The organism is Arcicella sp. LKC2W (assembly GCF_034931005.1).
GTDB lineage: Bacteria > Bacteroidota > Bacteroidia > Cytophagales > Spirosomataceae > Arcicella.
The window spans coordinates 24966-43634 of record NZ_JAYGIN010000015.1 but is presented as its reverse complement, the minus strand read 5'-3'; the positions used below and the strand labels follow the sequence as shown (position 1 = coordinate 43634).

18 protein-coding genes are annotated in these 18669 nt (G+C 35.7%); 11 read left to right on the top strand and 7 right to left on the bottom strand.

The genetic code is table 11. The annotated features are described in order from the left end of the window. Nucleotides 1-8: 8 nt before the first annotated feature. From VB796_RS13225 to VB796_RS13215, 3 genes are all read left to right on the top strand, one after another. Complete coding sequence (locus VB796_RS13225) at nt 9-1223, top strand: TlpA disulfide reductase family protein (protein WP_323347028.1); 1215 nt, start codon at nt 9-11, stop codon at nt 1221-1223. Between the two features lie 169 nt (nt 1224-1392). After that, nucleotides 1393-2589, top strand: coding sequence for an MFS transporter (locus VB796_RS13220; RefSeq protein WP_323347027.1), 1197 nt, complete (start codon nt 1393-1395; stop codon nt 2587-2589). A 295-nt stretch (nt 2590-2884) separates the two neighbouring features. Further along, nucleotides 2885-3532: a hypothetical protein gene (locus tag VB796_RS13215; protein ID WP_323347026.1), complete on the top strand. Its 648-nt coding sequence runs from the start codon at nt 2885-2887 to the stop codon at nt 3530-3532. Nucleotides 3533-3614: 82 nt separating this feature from the next. On the opposite strand, the gene nhaD is transcribed toward VB796_RS13215, so the two are convergent. Continuing rightward, nucleotides 3615-4907, bottom strand: a complete 1293-nt coding sequence (nhaD, locus tag VB796_RS13210) for a sodium:proton antiporter NhaD (RefSeq protein WP_323347025.1) — start codon at nt 4905-4907, stop codon at nt 3615-3617. A gap of 192 nt (nt 4908-5099) precedes the next feature. On the opposite strand from nhaD, the gene VB796_RS13205 reads away from it, so the two are divergent. The 3 genes from VB796_RS13205 to VB796_RS13195 all read left to right on the top strand — a co-directional run bounded on the left by VB796_RS13205 (nt 5100) and on the right by VB796_RS13195 (nt 9128). Next, complete coding sequence (locus VB796_RS13205; RefSeq protein WP_323347024.1) at nt 5100-6305, top strand: pyridoxal phosphate-dependent aminotransferase; 1206 nt, start codon at nt 5100-5102, stop codon at nt 6303-6305. A 204-nt stretch (nt 6306-6509) separates the two neighbouring features. After that, a complete protein-coding gene (locus VB796_RS13200; protein WP_323347023.1) occupies nt 6510-6971 on the top strand; it encodes a (2Fe-2S)-binding protein in 462 nt (153 codons plus the stop codon). Between the two features lie 21 nt (nt 6972-6992). Beyond that, nucleotides 6993-9128, top strand: a complete 2136-nt coding sequence (locus VB796_RS13195) for a xanthine dehydrogenase family protein molybdopterin-binding subunit (RefSeq protein WP_323347022.1) — start codon at nt 6993-6995, stop codon at nt 9126-9128. Between the two features lie 78 nt (nt 9129-9206). Here the strand turns inward: VB796_RS13195 and VB796_RS13190 are convergent, their stop codons facing one another. Beyond that, complete coding sequence (locus VB796_RS13190; protein ID WP_323347021.1) at nt 9207-9932, bottom strand: nitroreductase family protein; 726 nt, start codon at nt 9930-9932, stop codon at nt 9207-9209. Nucleotides 9933-10149: 217 nt separating this feature from the next. On the opposite strand from VB796_RS13190, the gene VB796_RS13185 reads away from it, so the two are divergent. Continuing rightward, nucleotides 10150-10647, top strand: coding sequence for a DUF6169 family protein (locus VB796_RS13185; protein WP_323347020.1), 498 nt, complete (start codon nt 10150-10152; stop codon nt 10645-10647). 4 nt (nt 10648-10651) lie between these two features. Here VB796_RS13185 and VB796_RS13180 read toward each other — a convergent pair whose 3' ends face one another. Then, on the bottom strand, nt 10652-11893 hold the full coding sequence (locus VB796_RS13180) for an RsmB/NOP family class I SAM-dependent RNA methyltransferase (protein ID WP_323347019.1): 1242 nt from the start codon (nt 11891-11893) through the stop codon (nt 10652-10654). 314 nt (nt 11894-12207) lie between these two features. Between VB796_RS13180 and VB796_RS13175 the strand changes: the two genes are divergently transcribed. Continuing rightward, nucleotides 12208-12537, top strand: coding sequence for a hypothetical protein (locus VB796_RS13175; protein WP_323347018.1), 330 nt, complete (start codon nt 12208-12210; stop codon nt 12535-12537). Between the two features lie 42 nt (nt 12538-12579). Here VB796_RS13175 and VB796_RS13170 read toward each other — a convergent pair whose 3' ends face one another. After that, on the bottom strand, nt 12580-14697 hold the full coding sequence (locus VB796_RS13170) for a tetratricopeptide repeat protein (RefSeq protein ID WP_323347017.1): 2118 nt from the start codon (nt 14695-14697) through the stop codon (nt 12580-12582). Nucleotides 14698-14704: 7 nt separating this feature from the next. Next, complete coding sequence (locus VB796_RS13165) at nt 14705-15457, bottom strand: LytTR family DNA-binding domain-containing protein (RefSeq protein ID WP_323347016.1); 753 nt, start codon at nt 15455-15457, stop codon at nt 14705-14707. A gap of 167 nt (nt 15458-15624) precedes the next feature. On the opposite strand from VB796_RS13165, the gene VB796_RS13160 reads away from it, so the two are divergent. From VB796_RS13160 to VB796_RS13150, 3 genes are all read left to right on the top strand, one after another. Beyond that, nucleotides 15625-16356 (top strand): hypothetical protein, encoded by a 732-nt coding sequence (locus VB796_RS13160; RefSeq protein ID WP_323347015.1) that lies wholly within the window; start codon nt 15625-15627, stop codon nt 16354-16356. Between the two features lie 21 nt (nt 16357-16377). Then, the gene (locus VB796_RS13155) at nt 16378-16713 is read left to right on the top strand and encodes a LytTR family DNA-binding domain-containing protein (RefSeq protein ID WP_323347014.1); all 336 of its coding nucleotides are present in this window, start codon (nt 16378-16380) and stop codon (nt 16711-16713) included. A 216-nt stretch (nt 16714-16929) separates the two neighbouring features. Then, on the top strand, nt 16930-17127 hold the full coding sequence (locus tag VB796_RS13150) for a hypothetical protein (protein WP_323347013.1): 198 nt from the start codon (nt 16930-16932) through the stop codon (nt 17125-17127). 151 nt (nt 17128-17278) lie between these two features. On the opposite strand, the gene cysM is transcribed toward VB796_RS13150, so the two are convergent. Then, nucleotides 17279-18157 (bottom strand): cysteine synthase CysM, encoded by an 879-nt coding sequence (gene cysM, locus VB796_RS13145; RefSeq protein ID WP_323347012.1) that lies wholly within the window; start codon nt 18155-18157, stop codon nt 17279-17281. Then, nucleotides 18154-18636 carry a DUF6169 family protein gene (locus VB796_RS13140; protein WP_323347011.1) on the bottom strand — a complete coding sequence of 161 codons (483 nt, stop codon included), beginning with the start codon at nt 18634-18636 and terminating at the stop codon, nt 18154-18156. Before VB796_RS13140 ends, cysM begins: the two co-directional genes overlap by 4 nt. Nucleotides 18637-18669: the final 33 nt, after the last annotated feature.

Below are 18669 nucleotides of genomic sequence, written 5' to 3'. Positions count from 1 at the left end.
AAATTATCATGAGAAAAATCTTTGTTATTTTAACGCTAATCTTTTTTAGTCAGTCATTCACTCAAGCACAAACAACCCGCTGGCGTGCTACCGTCCAAGTTGAAAATGGTCAACTTCCTTTTGGTTTAGAAATTCAAAAGAAATCAAAAAATACCTTCGATGTTTATGTTTTAAATGCCACAGAAAGGTTTAAAACGGATAAAGCAACACTTTCGGGGGATTCAATCACGATTCCTATTTCTCTTTTTGACGCTGAATTAGTCGCAAAAATGACTGATAAAACGCTTACAGGTGTTTATCGAAAAAATAAAGGTAGAAAGTCGTTTTTTCAAGTGCCATTCAATGCCAAACTTGGTTATCTTGACCGATTCAGAACGAATAAAATGGCAATTTTAGGGAATGTTCAAGGGAAATGGGCAACCAATTTTACCAATCCAACAAGCCAAAAAGTAAGTTTTGCGGTTGGTACTTTCCAACAAAAAGGGAATGTAGTAACTGGGTCGTTCTTGACAACTACTGGCGACTATCGTTACATGGACGGAAATATGGTAGGTGATAGTTTATTTATGTCCACTTTTGATGGTTCTCATGCTTTTTTGTTGAGAGCAAAAGTGGAGGGTGACAAAATCACTGGTAAATTTCAAGATGGTGTGTTTGGCTATAAAATCTTTGAAGCTAAACGAGATGCAAAAGCAGCATTGCCAGATGTCAAGAAAATTACTTATTTGAAAGAAGGTTACGACAAATTAGATTTTACTTTTCTGAATGAGAAAGGAGAGAAGATTTCACTTTCAGACGATAGATTTAAAGGGAAAGTTGTGGTTGTGCAAGTGCTTGGTTCGTGGTGTCCGAACTGTATGGACGAAACTAATTATTTAGCTCCCTTCTACAAAAAAAATAAAGCAAAAGGATTTGAAGTAATAGGTTTGGCTTACGAAAAGACATTGGATAAAGATTTTTTCGTAACAAAAATGAATTTGCTACGCTCACGTTTTGGCGTAGAATATCCATTGCTTCAAGCAGGAATTAATAGTTCAGAGAGTGCGTCAGAAAGTTTGCCGATGTTGAATAAAATTATCGGTTTTCCAACTTCGATTATCATCGACAAAAAAGGCAAAATTCGTGAAACTCATGCAGGTTTTTCTGGGCCAGGAACGGGGAAATATTATACAGAATGGGTAGCAGAATTTGAAAGTCTAATTGATAAACTATTGAAAGAATAAGAGGGTTTATGCGTGCGGAACTATGATTTAGAAGATTGGATGATTTTGGGATTGATTATTTGATTTACTGCAAATTTTTTATAGTTCAGAAATCCATCAATCTTAAAAATCATAATTCCGAGCTAAAAAATCACTCAATCACTAAAAAGATAATCACTTACAACAAAATATGACTAAAGACCAAAAAGTAATACTTTATTTATTAGCGTGTGTACAGTTTACCAACATCATGGATTTTATGATAATGATGCCAATGGGACCCATTATTATGAAAGAATTTAGTCTCACCGCCAGAGAGTACAGTTTCTTGGTTTCGGCATATTCGATTAGTGCAGGTGTTTGTGGATTCATCGCAGCGTTCTTTGTAGATAAATTTGACCGTAAAAATGTATTAACTATTGCTTATATTGGGTTATTGATTGGCACATTTGCCTGTGCAGTTGCCCCAACCTATACGATGCTTATGATGGCTCGTATAGTGGCAGGTGTTTTTGGTGGAGTATTAGGTTCACAAGTGATTGCCATCGTGGGTGATACCATTAGTTATCAATACCGTGCTGAAGGAATGGCAATTATTATGGCTGCTTTTTCAACTGCTTCCGTTTTGGGTGTTCCGTTGGGTTTATATTTAGCATCAAGCATAAGTTGGCATATTCCATTCGTTTTTATCGTGGTAGTTGGTTTTGTAAATTTGTTGCTGATTTATAGGTATTTACCAAATTTGACAAGTCATATCAATACATCTCTAATAAAGCCAAGTCCCTTTGCTGTTCTGACAAATATCGCCAAAGATTCTAACCAAATAAAGGCATTATGTTTATCAGTTATTGTGATTTTTGGGCATTTTTGTACCATACCATCTTTAAGTCCTTATTTGACAATCAACGTAGGAATGTCTGTTGATAATGTCTCTTTGATATATTTAATCGGTGGTGCAGTAACCATTGTAAGTGCCAGAGTTGTAGGGAAATTAGCTGATAAGAAGGGGAAATATTTGATATTTGCGATTTGTGGAACGCTATTTTTAATACCTGTATATTTGATGACAAATCTCTACACAGGAGCGAGTTTGGTGGTGATACTTTCTATTACCACAATGTTTTTTTTATTTGCTAATGGGCGAACTTTAACGATGCAAGCCATTGTGTCGGGCGTGGTGGATAATGAACAACGAGGAGGCTTTACAAGTATCAATTCTTCTGTGCTTCAGTTAGGTTCAGGGGCAGCGTCATTTGTGGGCGGATTAATCGTCCAAAAAGCCTCAGATGGTAAACTTTTGCATTATGAGTGGGTAGGTTACCTATCAATTGCGTTTATGATTGTTGGAATTGTTTTAGGAAAATATATAAAACCCTACAAAGAATAATCTCTCAAAATTTATTGACCCTCGAATTAGCAATCAAATTTTCTTCGTTCAGATAAAACAGGGCTATTATTATGGCATATTTTTTTTATCACCATAAATTAATAGTAATTTTACCGTAAAATAAATTTAATGTAAATAATTCGTTAAATAATCATATATTTATACAGTGATAATTTTTCAATGAGTTATTTTATTATAACGTAACTTCAACTACCATAATCCGCCAATTTGTTAGTTAGAATCCTTGAAAATATCCTTAATTGTTTTGTTAACTATTCTTATTAAGCCATTCATAATGAAAACACACTTTACACTTGCTGTGGCGGCAGTATTTTGTCTATTATTTGTAAGCAATACTTCTATTGCTCAGTCTCCCAAAGCCCGCACAAATAAAGAAATCCTGATGGAGACAGCTATCAATCCAGATAACCGTGTAGTGATAAAATGGGTAAGTCAGGAAGAACACCAGTCTGCTCGTTTTATTGTTCAAAGAAGTAAAGACAATGATACTTTTTTTGACATCAGAGAGATTGATGTAAAGAAAACCATAGACGGAGAACAACCTCAACGTTTACAGTTTGCTTTTACAGATGTAAAAATGTTGCGTAATACAGAATATTATAGAATTATGGAATATGACCATGATGGAGAAGTATATGTTTATTCTACTATGTCTGTAAAACCCATAAGTCCAGTTTCAATTATCAGAAATGGGGAATCAAGTATTGTAAGAGTTATGGTAGATGATAGCAAAAATTTAACGGCTTTAATGAGTACCGAATCAGGATTAGGCGTTCCGTGTGAGTTTGAACTTTCAGATAATAATGACGTGATTTTAAAACCTGCTTATTCTTTAAACGGAGGAAGTTATTTAGTAAAACTTCGCTCTTCAGCAGGAGAAAAGCAAATTAAGTTTTCTGTAAAAGCAGATGACTTGTTATAATTTGAATTTTAGATATTCTTTCATAAAAAAAGCGGGATTTACATTTGAGTAAATCCCGCTTTTTTTATGACTTGTTATGATATTAATGTAGTAATGCAAAGATTAATAAGTAGGTTATAACTCCTGCGAAATAGCCAATCAGAGCAGTAAATGAGATTTTGCGGAGATACCACAAGAAATCAATTTTTTCCATGCCCATCACGGCTACTCCTGCCGCTGAACCAATAATTAGAATACTTCCTCCTGTTCCTGCACAATAAGCCATAAATTCCCAAATTTTTGAATCAGTCGGGAAAGTCGACAAATCATACATTCCCATTGAAGCCGCTACCAACGGAACATTATCAATAATAGCCGAAGCTATACCAATTACAATAACGATAATGTCTTGATTGCCAATGGTGCTATCCATCCATTGTGCTAAACTTGATAATAAATGTGTTGATTCTAATGCTCCAATGGCGACTAAAATTCCTAAGAAAAACAGAATACTTGACGTGTCTATTTTGCTTAAAGCATGAGCCACTGTAAATGGATGACGTTCTTCTTCGTCTTTTCCAGAATGAAGGATTTCTGAAACTACCCAAACTATCCCCAGTCCTAATAAAATGCCCATGTATGGAGGCAAATGTGTGATTGTCTTAAAAATTGGAACAAATAGGAGCGTACCAAGTCCTGTTAAAAGCATGATAACAGAATTTTGAGTTTTGATAATTAACTCATGTGGGTTTGTTTGTGAATCATCGTCTGCTTTATTCAAATGTACCGACCCTTTCATTTTAAATGTAAGATAAATAAGCGGTATAATCAATGAAATTAAACTTGGAATTAGTAACATCTTGATGATATTAGTAGGCGTAATTTGACCACCAATCCATAACATGGTGGTAGTTACGTCGCCAATTGGTGACCATGCTCCACCTGCATTGGCTGCAATGATGACTACACCTGCAAATAGTTTTCGGGTTTCTGGCTCTTTAATTAGTTTTCTCAAAACAGAAACCATCACGATTGCCGTTGTTAGGTTATCTAAAATAGCGGATAAAAAGAAGGTAATCAGAGCGATAAGCCACAATAGAGTAACTTTATTACGACTGGTGATGCGGTCGGTGATGAGTTTAAATCCTTGATGAGCATCAATTAATTCTACGATAGTCATTGCTCCCAAAAGGAAGAAAAGAATTTCAGAAACACTGGCTAAATGATGAGATAATTCTCCAAGAACTAATGTTGGTTCATGTTCAGAAACGATATAGACAGTCCAACACAAAACACCTGTAATGAGGGAAGTTGCTGTTTTATTAATTTTTATTGGATGTTCTAAGGCGATTGCTAAATAACCAATTACGAAAATCAGGATTAGAAGTGTTTGCATGAAGAGTTTGTTTATTTTGATATTTAGAATTCCGAAATATAAGCACCGAAAACAAATTTAACACTAATAAAATAATGCTTTTCCCATAAAAACCTTTTTTTTCTTTTGTATCCCACCTATCAGCCCTAACTTTGCACAATTTTTAGGGACAAATAGTCCAAAAGCTTTTTCATTAAAAACAATTGAACAAAAATGAGTTTAACAGTATCGCTCGCCGACCGCATTAATGCACTTGAAGAGTCTGCAACACTCGGGATGACTAAAAAAGCCCGTGAACTTGCCGCTCAGGGACACAAAGTTATTAGCCTTTCAGTAGGTGAACCTGATTTCAAAACCCCAAAGCACATTTGCGATGCAGCTAAGAAAGCCATTGATGATGGTTTTCATGGGTATTCGCCTGTAGCTGGTTATCCTGACCTTCGTAAAGCGATTGCCGATAAGTTAAAACGTGATAATAATATTGAGTGGGGACCTGAAAATATTGTGGTTTCGACGGGTGCAAAACACTCTTTGGCAAATGTAATTTCTACTTTGGTTAATCCAGGTGAAGAAGTTATCATTTTCTCACCATACTGGGTTTCATATTCAGAAATGGTGAAATTGGCTGATGGCGTTTCAGTAGTTGTTGATGGTGCTTTTGATAATAATTTCAAAGTGACACCTGAGCAATTTGAAGCGGCTATTACACCAAAAACTAAATTGGTCATGTTTGCTTCTCCAAATAACCCAACTGGTTCGGTTTATACTGAAGCTGAGTTGAGAGCAATTGGTGCTATCGTGGCAAAACACCCAAATATTTTTGTAATGGCTGATGAAATTTACGAATACATCAACTTTACAGAAGAAGGACATTTCTCAATCGGGTCAATTCCAGAAATTAAAAACCAAGTAATTACGGTAAATGGTGTGGCAAAAGGACACGCTATGACTGGTTGGAGAATTGGTTTTATCGCTGCGGCAAAATGGATTGCTGACGGTGTTGAGAAATTGCAAGGACAAGTAACTTCTGGTACAAACTCTATCGCACAAAAAGCGGCAACAGTTGCCTTTAACGGTACTTTGGAAGAAGCTTACAAAATGAAAGATGCTTACAACCGTCGTCGTGGATTGGTTGTTGGTTTATTACGTGAAATCCCAGGATTTAAAGTAAATATGCCTGACGGAGCATTTTATGCTTTCCCAGACATTAGTGCATATTTCGGAAAATCTGACGGAACAACGTTGATTAAAGATTCAGATGATTTCTCAATGTGGTTATTGGACGGTGCTTTTGTAGCAACCGTAGCAGGTTCAAGTTTTGGAGCTCCCAACTGCATCCGTATTTCAACGGCAGCGGCTGACGAACAATTAGTTGAAGCTTGCGAGCGTATCAAAGCAGCCGTAGCAACTTTGAAATAATTGTAGCACAGGAATCTTTCCTGTAATTGAAAAAAGCCTCTTCTCTGTTTGGGAAGGGGCTTTTTATTGCCCATGTTTTATGGATAGTCGCACGATTAGGTATCTCTATCAAATAGAAAATGGACTTACGTCTAAAATAGTAATCTTCTAAACTTATTCTTCGTATTTTCGTTTAAGATATTAGCATTAATTCCCAAAAACTTCATGGCAAATTTATCTCTAAAAATTAACGGAAAAACATATAACACAGATGTTGACCCGAATACTCCGCTATTGTGGGTTCTGCGTGACCACATTGGTTTGGTTGGAACTAAATACGGTTGTGGTATAGCTCAATGTGGAGCTTGTACTGTTCATCTCAATGGTTCGGCAACACGCTCTTGTATTTTGCCAGTTTCGGCAATTTCGGGTATGGACGTTACCACAATTGAAGGACTTTCTGAAAATGGAACGCATCCTGTACAACAAGCTTGGGACGAATTGGACGTGCCTCAATGTGGTTATTGTCAGGCGGGGCAAATGATGTCAGCTTCGGCTCTTTTGGCAACCAATAAAAAACCGACGGACAAAGATATTAGTAATGCCATGAGTGGAAATATCTGCCGTTGTGGTACTTATCACAGAATTGAGAAAGCCGTTAAATTGGCAGCAGAAAAAATGAAATAACCGTAATTAAAACCAAACACAATGGAAAATATTCAATCAAGAAGAAATTTTTTAAAAATAACTTCGGGTATTACGGGAGGACTGATTCTCGGTTTTAATTGGTTTTCTGCAAATGCTACTGAAACTGAAATTATCAATTCCACGTTTTCTTCTTCTTTAGATTTCAATTCATTTTTAGCGATTGAACCAACGGGGAAAGTAATTATTTATTCGCCAAATCCTGAAATTGGACAAGGAATCAAGACGGCGTTTCCAATTATTGTTGCAGAAGAATTGGACGTAGATTGGAAAGACGTTATCGTTAAACAAGCTGATTTAGATAAAAAATTTGAACGCCAAGTGACGGGTGGAAGTGGAGCAATCAAACATTCGTGGGATAGATTACGCAAAGCAGGAGCAACCGCCAAATATTTGTTAAAAGAAGCGGCTGCCCAACGTTGGAAAGTAAATATGAGTGAATTAAAAACCGAAAAAGGGTTTGTTATTCATACCTCAGGAAAGAAATTAAGTTACGGAGAATTAGCAGAAGAAGCATCTAAACTGAAAGTTCCTGAGAAAGTAGAATTGAAGAAATTTGCTGATTATCAATTGATTGGAAGTACCATCAAAGGAGTGGATAATCCAGATTTATTGGTTGGAAAACCACTTTTTGGCATTGATTATCAGAAAGAAGGAATGTTGCACGCTCAAATTCAACGTCCGCCTGCTTTTGGCATGAAACTCAAATCATTCGATGCTACCGAAGCCAAGAAAATGTCAGGAATTGTCAATGTAGTTTCGTTTGGCAATAAAGTGGCAATTGTCGGAAAGTCAACATGGGAGGTAATGCAAGCTCGTAAAACGGTAAAATACGAGTGGGAAAAAGAAAAAGACCTCGAAAGTACCGACGACCACAACAGAATTTTCAATGAATTGCTGAACAAAAAAGAAGCAGAAATTCGTAGAAAAGACGGTGATATTGAAACGGCTTTCAAGAATGCTTACAAAGTAATTGAAGCGGAATATCAATGTCCTTTCATCCCGCACAATCCGATGGAGCCGATGAACTTCTTTGCTCATGTACGTGAAGATGGTGTAACATTGGCAGGACCAACCCAAAATCCGCAAAGTGCTCAACAACAAGTAGCCAAATTATTAAACATTGCTCCCGAAAAAATAACGGTTGAATTAACCAAAATGGGTGGAGGTTTCGGAAGAAGATTGAATAGTGATTATGCTCTGGAAGCTGCCGAATTATCAAGTATCATCAAAGCTCCTGTTCGGGTAATGTGGACACGTGAAGACGATATGACAGGTGGAATTTACCGTCCTGCCGTAAAATATCGCTTCAAAGCCTCAATTGATAAAAACGGAAACATGACAGGTTTTTATCTGAAAGGTGTCGGAATGAATGCAGGTAATGCAACTCGCCAAGACAATTTTCCAGTTGGAGCAGTTGAAAATGTGCTGATAGAATCGGTTGATTATAAATCATCCATTACGACAGGGCCTTGGAGAGCTCCAATTACCAATTTCTTAGCCAGTGCCGAGCAGTCATTTTTAGATGAAGTGGCAGTGGCAGTAGGAAAAGACCCCATCCAATTTCGTTTAGAATTATTGGAAAAAGTAAAATCAAATCCCATTGGTAAAATCACGTATGAACCCAATCGTTTTATTGAAACTATCAAAATGGTAGCAGAAAAATCGAATTGGGGTAAACAGAAAAAAGGTATTTATCAAGGATTTAGCGTATATTTTTCACACTTTTCGTATGTCGCACAAGTGGCACAAGTAGAAGTAAAAAAAGGAAAACCTACTTTGAAAAAAGTGTTTGCCGTAACAGATTGTGGCGTTGTTGTGAATCAGAGTGGGGCAAGAAATCAAGTTTACGGAGCAATTGTAGATGGTTTTGGTCACGCCATGTTTGCCAATTTGAAGTTTAAAAATGGAGCTCCCGAAGAAAGTAATTACGACAAATATCGCTTGATTCGGTACAATGAAGTGCCAGAAATAGAAGTACATTTTGTCAATAATGGTATCGACCCAACGGGTTTGGGAGAACCTGCACTTCCGCCAACAGGTGGAGCAATTGCCAATGCCATTTTCAAAGCAACTGGTAAAAGATTATACAGTCAGCCGTTTATTTTGGCGGATGAAAAATTAGAGAATTTTGTGTAGAATATCGGTATTGCCATAAAAACGGAAGTCGTCACTCAAAGCGACGACTTCCGTAAAATAAATAAGTTTCTATAAACGCTACACTTCAAAAATCACTTCTTCATTTGGCACCCTTAATCTTTCTGAATAAATGCCTTCAGGTTTCCCAATTCCACAGGCAACAATCATGGTGATTTCTGCTAAAGCAGGTAAATTCAAGGCTTTTTTTACTAAATCTGCATCAAATCCTTCCATCGGACAAGTGTCATATCCTTCCGATGCCAAACTCAACATAAAAGTTTGAGCTGCCAAAGCACATGATTTATGCGTCATTACTCGTTGGTCGCCATTGTTTCTAATTCTTAAAAAAGGTTTATTGAAACCCATAAAAAATACGATAATTGTTCGTAGTAAAGTATTTAATCCGAATGGGTCGTAACGATAAACCAAAGGCATTAATTTTCGATAATAATCAAAGGCTCTTTTATCTCGTGAGGTTAATTCCTTTCCCTCAAACTGCTTTTCCAAATTCGTAATATTCCATTTGACACGCTCCTTCCATTTATCTTGTCGAGTCACAAAAACAACCAATTGCTTTGCCGTTTTCGCCGCCGATTGTCCCATACAAGCGTGCGAAAGTACATTGTGAATTTCCTTTGATTTTACCCAATAAAACTCCCACAACTGCATATTACTACTGTTTGGGGAAAGTACCGCACGTTCAAGTCCACGTTTGATGACACTTTCATCAAAAGGAGCAGTTTCATCGTAGATTCTAATAGAACGACGTTTTTGGATAATTTTATCGAAATCTTGAATTTGCATGGAATTGAAGATGAATTTTTGGAAACAGTTTTTTGTTTATATCTTTGATTATCAAATACTAATGAAAATGGAAACTAAAAAGAAGTTATCAAAAGAGGAAAAGCGAGCTAAAGTCTTAAAATTCCTTAGACAGTCTGCTAATAACTATAAAGAAACCAATTTGATTTTAGACCAGATTTTACCCGATATTATTCAAAGTTCTTCTACTAAATGAAAAATGATGCAATACTACACTTATGATATTATTGAAGAAGAGTTTACTACTTATTTCTTCAAGACAACCTTTCAGGTCTTTTATCGTATTGAATTTAAACCTACAGGATATATTTTTAGAGAAGAATATATTTGGTCGCACTACTGTTATGAGTTTTCAATAAAGCTATCTGAGAATTCTCCTAAAAATACACCTTTAGACCCTTTAGTTTCTTCAACGATAGCAGTAATCTTTATGGATTTCTTTAAGGATAAAGAAAAAATTATACTATATACCTGTGATACTGCTGACAGAAAACATTTAGTGAGGGTCAGGAAATTTGATAGATGGTTTGAGCAATTCAATAAAGAGTTATTTTTAAAAATTGATAATTCAATTACTGACTTTGCTCAAAACACAACCTACTATAATTCCTTAATTATCAGGCGGGATAATCCTTATAAAGATGAAATTGTAGAAGCTTTTGAAGACCTCATTGGTGGATTTGAAGAAGACAAATAATTTACTATTTCTTCAACAAACAAGCCATATAAAATCCATCATAACCGTCAGTTGCAGGAGAAGTTCTTTGTTCTTTCAATAACTCCCATTTATCGGGTTGTTCTGCTAATAATCTTTGTACATGTGCTTCACTTTCAGATGGTAATAAACTACACGTTGCAAATACCATTTTCCCACCTTTTTTCAACATAGAAGAATATTGTGTAAGAATGTCCCATTGGATTTTACGGAGATTCTCAATAAACTCTGGTGTAAGTTTCCATTTTGAATCTGGATTTCTACGAATTACGCCCAAACCCGAACACGGAACGTCTAATAATAATCTATCAGCACTTTCTTGTAATCGTTTTAGTGTTTTTGGTTCAATTAGTTTCACCTCCACATTATTTACTCCGTTGCGTTTGGCACGCTTCATTAATTCGGTAAGTTTGTATTCTTCTACATCCATTGCCACAATACGCCCTTTATTTTGCATCAAAGAGGCAAGGTGTAACGTTTTTCCACCTGCACCTGCACAAGCATCAATAACTCTCATGCCAGGTTTAACATCTAAGAAAGGGGCAATCATTTGAGAACCAGAATCTTGTACTTCGAAAAGTCCATTTTTAAAGAATTCTGTTTTGAAAATATTACCTCTTTGTTTTAACATTAAAGCATCGGGTAAATTCTCTGGAATGATGGTTTCTATCTCAATATCAACCAATAAATCTTGTAATTTATAAGGATTGGTTTTCAATGAGTTCGCTCTTAAAATCACAGGAGCTTGTTGATTCATAGCTCGGATTTCAGTAGTCCATTTTTCTGTGCCTAATTCTGCTTCTCCCATTTCGTCTAACCAATCAGGGATAGATTCTCTGATTTTACGTACTTTTTGAGCTTCTTCTAAACGAGCCAATATTGTTTCTTCATTAACAAAAGAAAACTCTTCCCATTTAGGTAGAAAATCTATGTTATCACCATCGGGATTCAATTGTTTTTTTATCAGAAGCCATGAACCTACCATCTGAAAAAAGAATTGTGGTCGGAGCTTATCTGCTTGCATTTCATTGACAAAAAGCACCAAACGCCAATTTCTGACAATTTCGTAGGTGTGTTCTGCAATAAAGGCACGGTCACGGCTGCCCCATTGTTTGTTGGATTTGAGAGTTGCCTCAATAACTCGGTCTGCCTGACGTGGTTTGTCATTAAGGAATATTTCTTGCAAGGCTTTAACAGTTGCCAAGATTAATGGACGATGAAGACGCATTGTTTTAGTTAAAATTAAGCGAAAAAGTGATTGGCGAAAAGCGAAGGTGGTAATTCAATAAATGATACACTAATCTTTTCAATCACATTGGCTTATCAGTAAACCGTTTACTGATAACCATGACAAATTTCCGAAAATTTACCGACAATCACGAATGATTATGTGAATGCTCCTATTTTATGGGTTAATCTTATTTCCTTTTATAAACTCAAAAGCCCATTTCGTGTTGTTAAGAGTCCGTTTCATGGATTAGGAAAAATACTTGACATTGAATCCAATAATTTTGAACCATAAACTAAACAAAAAATAAAATCATGAAAAAAACATTATCTCTTCTTATGTTATTGGCTTTGGTATCAATGACTTCAATTGCTCATAAAAATGTCAAAATTGTTCCTGTAACAAAATCTTTTGCGGTAGGAGGAAGTATCAAAATTAAAATCAAAAATGATACGAGTGATGAAGTAACCGTTTATAATGGTGGCGGCAATAGCTCGTATAGACTACAAAAAAATATCATTACAACGATTGCAATGGATGCAGGCGATAAACTTTTTGACTATGCAGGGGGCAAAAAAGGAAGAGTGCTTCTGGTAGTTTCGGCTGATATGGATGGTAAAGTTCAGATGTATAGTAAGTTGTAAATAAAAAATCCCGTTCTCAATCTGAAAACGGGATTTTTTATTTTACCCTAAGGCAATGGTAAGCGTAACTTTTGTACCAATGACTTGGTTATCATCATTTTTCAAATCTTCATAAACGATTAAGTTTTGATTTTGGAGGTCATTGTTCAATAATCTCAAACGTTCTTCTGTGGCAGATGTTGAAAAAGATTCATGTTGCTGCACACGTTTACTTTTGATTTCGGCTGATTTTACACGTCCAACTCCATTGTCTTCTACTACACAAATCAAGTTTTCTTCTGTTTCATCCAAATCAAAACTTATGCTTAATTTTTTGTCTCCTTGTTTGTGGAGTAACCCGTGTTTGACACTGTTTTCTACAAAAGGCTGAATCAACATGGGCGGGAGTTGGTGATAGTCTTCGTCAATGTTTTTGCTCAGATTTATGGTATAGTCGAAGCCCTCTGCAAAACGCATTTTTTCTAATTCTAAATATTTAGTAAGAATTTCGATTTCGGTGGAAAGGTTGATTTTTTTCTTACCCGAAACCGTTAAAATTTGGCGGGTCAAGTACGTAAAATTCCCCATTTGCTCGTTGGCTTTTACCTTATCTCCATACATAAATTGCTCTTGAATACCGTTTAGAGCATTGAACATAAAATGCGGATTCATCTGGCTTTTGAGGGCTTTTAGTTCACTTTCGGTGGCTTTTTGTTCAATCTCGATACGGCGTTTTGCTTCTTCGAGTTGGGTTGTTAATAATTCATTTTCTTTTTTGGCTCGGAACCTTGTAAATGAAAAATAAGCAATGGCTGATAAGGCTAAAATTGCTCCTAAGATGCTGTAAATTAGGGTAGTTTTACGAGTAGATTCGAGTTCGGAGATTTGTTTTTGTTGAGCAATTTTTATGATTTCATCATCTTTGGCTTCGGTTTCGTATTTGAATAATGCTTTGATGGCTGAGTTTTTAGTATTGATTTTATTCAAACTATCTTTCATTTTAATCTCAATCTCTGCATACTGAAAAGCTAAAGGTGTATTATTAAGGTTTTTATAGATTTCTTTTAATCTTTTTGAGGCTTGCATTATTGTTTCAACACTACCCGAATTTTCTCCTCTTTTGTAAGCAGTTAAACCAAAATTTTCGGCTTCTCGGTATCGCTTTTTTAATTTCAGAATATTGGCATATCGAATAATTGCCATTGTATAACCTGGTTCAATTATACTCTTTCTACCATACTCCAATTCAATATTTGTAAATTTGTAGGCACTATCTAATTGATTGTGGTCTAAATAATAACTTGCTAAAAGTCCGTATGTATCTGAGAGTAGAGAAGGTAGATTTTTTTCTTTTGCGATTGCCATTGCCTTTTCAGAATATTGGAACATTTGTTTGTATTTCCCTAATTCACTGTAAACAAAAGCAATCTGGTGATATACTTGACCCAATAATATTTTATCCCCACTCTTCACGTAATAGTCAATTAACTCAAAAGCATAATCTAAGATTTTTTGATATTCTTTTTGGTCTAAAAGAGAAGAAGTTAGAAAACCTAACGTTCTTGCCTTTGAGGCTTTGTCGTTGATGTCATCAGAGATTTTTAGCGATTTTGTAAAATACTCCATCCCTTTATTAATGGCTCCGTTTTCACAATAAACCCGCCCAAAATCAGCATAAATGTTGGCTAAACCAGCAAAATTCTTTGTTTTTGTATAAATATCTAATACCTGATTATAGTTGTTTAAAATCTGTTTGGGTTCGCCTTTATAATCATAGTGAGTACCAATATTTTGAAGCGTTTGAGCCAAAGCGTTTAAGTTATCTCCATTCTTAAATTTTAACACGGCTTTACTGTAAAAGTATAAAGCACTATCATAATTTCCTTTTATAGTTGTGTAGTAAAATCCAATATTATTGAAGTGCATTCCCCAATAATTATTATAGGCTTTTCGCTCTTTGTCGGATAGGGATGTACCTAATTTTTGGCTACAAATTTGTCCTAAAATAGTATTGTATTTCATCCAAACCTTTTCATCGTTTTCAAGCTCAATAAATTGATTCAATCTTTCACATTGAATGGTATCTCTCAACTTGTAATTATTGATAACCCTCAGTAAACTATCCTTATTTTGCCCAAACGAAGACCAAGAAATTAGTAGCAACAAATATATTTTTTTCATCGAAAAATTACACTTTAATATCTGAAATAAACTCATCAAATTCCTTCACCTTTTCACGGGCAACGGGTGCCGAAAAACCATTGGTAAATTCAATCATGGCTCCGTCTTTTTTGTTGTACTTTACAATCTGGTGCGTGTTGATAAGATAAGAGCGATGTACTCTATAAAAGCGAGTGTCGTTACTTAGAAGCTCATCAAATTCCTTGATTTTTTTGCTCACAAGTGTTTTGCCAGCCTTCGTAACCACGTGTGTATATGAACCGTCGGCTTCAAAGAAAAAAATATCTTCTAACTGCACAAAAACCAAACTATCTGCCATTGGTAGAGCAATTTTTTGGAGTTTACTTACGCTCAAATTTTCTTTCAAAACACTCACTCGCTGAATAATTTGATTTTGCCCGACCAGTTTTATGGCTTTTTCAACTGCTAAAATCACTTTTGAAATACTGATTGGTTTCAAAATATAATCCACCGCCGAAACCTCAAAAGCACGCAAGGCGTATTCTGAATAAGCAGTACAAAAAATAGTCTCGAAAGTTGGTTGGTTGAAGTATTCAAATAGAGCAAAGCCGTTTTCTTCGGGCATTTCGATGTCCAAAAATACAAGGTCAATGGTGTGCTTATTAATCAATTTTACGGCAGATTTTACATCAGGAGCTTCATCTACCAGGTTAATCATTGGGCAATGTTCAGTGATAATTTGCCGAAGCATGGAGCGGGCTGCGGGTTCGTCATCAACAATGATGGCGTTGAGAGTCATAACAGTTAAAAATGTTAGTGGATATTTCTTAGTGCAAAATACTTAAAACGGTTTATGAATCCAAATGTACGTTTCATTCGGTTTTAATGACAGTTCATGGAGTGACTCTAAAAAAGGATGACTGAGTTTGTAGTTTTGAACCATCAAATAACAAAAGAACTTTACTCATGAAAAAAATATTCTTATTAATTCTCTTTATAAATTTCTGCTTTTCAGCAATTGCCCAACAACCCATGACCATTAGTCCAGGTCTTACGGTTACGTCGCCATCGGCAGGAACAAGTGGATTGAAATTTACGAACTTAAATTCCTCATCATCCGCAGCAACAACACCAACCAAAGTATTATCAGTAGATGCTTCGGGAAATGTTATTTTGGGAAATGCGGCTTCGGGCGGGGGAGGAACTTCCTCTTGGACATCAGCAAGCGGTATAACTTCAACAACTGAAAAAGTAGTTATTGGCGGTTTTACAAAGTTGGGTAATGAAACCACTACCACAACGGCAGGGGTCACTAAATCTACTCCTTCCATTAAAACAATATTATTGACAGGAAGTATTAATGTTGCACTTGCCACTGAAACATCGGCTTCTTTGACGACCTCAGTACCACATGGACTCAATTGGGATAAAATCATTGACGTTTCCATTATTCTAAAACCTACAATTCTCTCAGCCAGTGGAAATTATGACCTTATCATTCCTCCAAAATTTATCGATAACAGACCGTCTCCTGGTGGTACAAACGGATTTGAGTTCACTTATATCATTGGTTCAACCAGCGTTGATATTATTAGAAATAATGGAAATAGTAGCAAGCTTGCCAGAACTGCCGTTGCAGGTACAAATATACCCGCATACGGTTCGCCCTATAAAATTCTAATAACTTACCTTGAATAAATTATCACTTACACACTAAATATGGAAAATTTCAAAATCTATAAAGATGACTTGTTGACAATTGACCAACGTAAAAAGAAAGTCATTTATATAAACCAAATAATTATGCTCAAAGGTATTTCTAATTATACCTGCTTTTATCTGAAAAATGGTACGCAACGGCTTACATCACACACACTGAAATACTATGAAAACCAATTGGAAAGTAAGGGGTTTTTGAGAGTTCATCGAGGGTTTATCGTCAATCAGCAATGTATTGTAAAGCACGACTCTTATAATTCTCAACTCTTACTGACTGATGGTTATGAAGTGGAGATTTCAAGACGTAAAAGAAGACAGTTTGAAGGAAGTTTTTAAGAATGGATTATTTTGAAAAATAATCTAATAATTTTTCAAACATGAAACAAAAAGATATACTTCATCGTTTTACTGATATGTTGTCTAAATTAACAGAAAGCCTTGCTCATCAGCAGGGCTTTTTTATTTGTACTTAGTGCAAGAATTTGTATATCGTATTATCAACGAAACATCAATAATTTCAAACTGTGGTTAAAGTTGAGAATATAGTAGAAATTGAAGACTCTTATTGCTTGCAAAACGATTCCTACTTTACAAGAATATGTTTTAACAGACAATCCTGAAATAGAGATTTATAGAAGAGAAAATGAAGACTACTGGTCATTAATAAAAGAGAGAGAGGTCAATCATTATGTTCATTTTAATGCCATAGATTTTAGTTTTGAATTAGGAGAGATTTATCAGAGAAAATAGTAAAAAAAAGCCTTGCAGAATTACTTTGCAAGGCTTTTTTGTCGGGCGGATAGCCTACCACAATTCTTCAGAATCGTGAATTTAGTGGATACGATTCTGGAGAATTGTGAATTTAGTGGATACGATTCTGGAGAATCGTGGTACATAATTATCACCCAAATAAATCACTTGATAAATATCTATCCCCTCTATCACAAACGATAAAAACAATTACACCTGATTCTAATTCTTGGGCTAATCTGATGGCTGCTGCTGCTGCTCCTCCGCTACTCATTCCACCAAAAATAGCTTCTTCTTTTGCCAAACGATTTGCCATAATTCGGGCTTCTTCTTCTGAAATATCCATGATGCTATCAACTCTTGCTGCATCAAAAATCATGGGTAAATATTCTTTTGACCAACGTCTAATCCCTGGAATTTTAGACCCTTCCGTTGGCTGGCAACCCACAATTTGAATTTTCGGATTTTGCTCTTTCAAGTACATCGACGTTCCCATGATTGTACCCGTTGTTCCCATCGAGCTTACAAAGTGAGTAACTTCTCCGTTGGTATCTTTCCAAATTTCTGGACCTGTTGAACGGTAATGAGCCAAATAGTTATCCGAATTCCCGAACTGGTCGAGCATAAAATAACCACCCTTTGTCATTTGGGCTTCGGCATAATCTCTTGAACCTTCGATACCTTCTTCGGCAGGAGTCAAAATTACTTTTGCTCCGAATGCTTCCATCGTAAGGACACGTTCACGGGTAGAGTTTTCGGGCATCACTAATTCAATATCAAGATTATACAAACGTGCAATCATGGCTAAGGCAATACCTGTATTTCCAGAAGTGGCTTCAATCAGTTTCATGTCTGGCTCGATTTCACCTCTTTCCACAGCACCTTTAATCATGCTATATGCTGCACGGTCTTTTACCGAACCACCTGGATTATGTCCTTCTAATTTTCCGTAAATCTTAACGTTAGGATTCGGATTAATTCTGTTTAATTCTACGATGGGCGTGTTGCCCACTAAATCTAATATTGTCATTTGTATTCGTTACCAAAATTCATAAACTCATATTGGAAAGTAAATAAATTAGGGTTTTTTGAAGAGGTTAAAAAAGAGACATAAGTATCGCCATCATAAGTAATATCATACTTGACAAATCCCATTTGGTTGTAATCTTTAAACCATCTATTAAAAAGACGATTTCTATATCTCTGTTTAGCATCTGATTGCCCACAAACATAGATAAGAATGTTAGTTTCTTTACTTAAAAAATTTAAGATAGAAGTGATTATAGTATCCGAAATTTTCTTATCATATTTAACACTTTTAGGTTTGCCAAGATAGTCAAATCCAAAAAGTTTTACAGAATTTGAATAAGACAATTTCGGGAAATATCCTTCTGTATCCGTAAAATAGATAGTATAATCATCTCCTTCATCTGTTGTAAAGAAAAACTCACTATCGTTTTCTTCTTGGTAAGTGGGATAAGGTGTCAGGGATAGAAAATTTAAGTCCATATTCTTTTGAAGCACGTTCCACACCAACTTTGC

Excerpts from the sequence above, each read along its gene's own strand:
- VB796_RS13225 (WP_323347028.1), top strand. The coding sequence starts at position 9 with ATGAGAAAAATCTTTGTTATTTTAACGCTAATCTTTTTTAGTCAGTCA.
- VB796_RS13220 (WP_323347027.1), top strand. The coding sequence starts at position 1,393 with ATGACTAAAGACCAAAAAGTAATACTTTATTTATTAGCGTGTGTACAG.
- VB796_RS13215 (WP_323347026.1), top strand. The coding sequence starts at position 2,885 with ATGAAAACACACTTTACACTTGCTGTGGCGGCAGTATTTTGTCTATTA.
- nhaD (WP_323347025.1), bottom strand. The coding sequence starts at position 4,907 with ATGCAAACACTTCTAATCCTGATTTTCGTAATTGGTTATTTAGCAATC.
- VB796_RS13205 (WP_323347024.1), top strand. The coding sequence starts at position 5,100 with ATGAGTTTAACAGTATCGCTCGCCGACCGCATTAATGCACTTGAAGAG.
- VB796_RS13200 (WP_323347023.1), top strand. The coding sequence starts at position 6,510 with ATGGCAAATTTATCTCTAAAAATTAACGGAAAAACATATAACACAGAT.
- VB796_RS13195 (WP_323347022.1), top strand. The coding sequence starts at position 6,993 with ATGGAAAATATTCAATCAAGAAGAAATTTTTTAAAAATAACTTCGGGT.
- VB796_RS13190 (WP_323347021.1), bottom strand. The coding sequence starts at position 9,932 with ATGCAAATTCAAGATTTCGATAAAATTATCCAAAAACGTCGTTCTATT.
- VB796_RS13185 (WP_323347020.1), top strand. The coding sequence starts at position 10,150 with ATGATGCAATACTACACTTATGATATTATTGAAGAAGAGTTTACTACT.
- VB796_RS13180 (WP_323347019.1), bottom strand. The coding sequence starts at position 11,893 with ATGCGTCTTCATCGTCCATTAATCTTGGCAACTGTTAAAGCCTTGCAA.
- VB796_RS13175 (WP_323347018.1), top strand. The coding sequence starts at position 12,208 with ATGAAAAAAACATTATCTCTTCTTATGTTATTGGCTTTGGTATCAATG.
- VB796_RS13170 (WP_323347017.1), bottom strand. The coding sequence starts at position 14,697 with ATGAAAAAAATATATTTGTTGCTACTAATTTCTTGGTCTTCGTTTGGG.
- VB796_RS13165 (WP_323347016.1), bottom strand. The coding sequence starts at position 15,457 with ATGACTCTCAACGCCATCATTGTTGATGACGAACCCGCAGCCCGCTCC.
- VB796_RS13160 (WP_323347015.1), top strand. The coding sequence starts at position 15,625 with ATGAAAAAAATATTCTTATTAATTCTCTTTATAAATTTCTGCTTTTCA.
- VB796_RS13155 (WP_323347014.1), top strand. The coding sequence starts at position 16,378 with ATGGAAAATTTCAAAATCTATAAAGATGACTTGTTGACAATTGACCAA.
- cysM (WP_323347012.1), bottom strand. The coding sequence starts at position 18,157 with ATGACAATATTAGATTTAGTGGGCAACACGCCCATCGTAGAATTAAAC.
- VB796_RS13140 (WP_323347011.1), bottom strand. The coding sequence starts at position 18,636 with ATGGACTTAAATTTTCTATCCCTGACACCTTATCCCACTTACCAAGAA.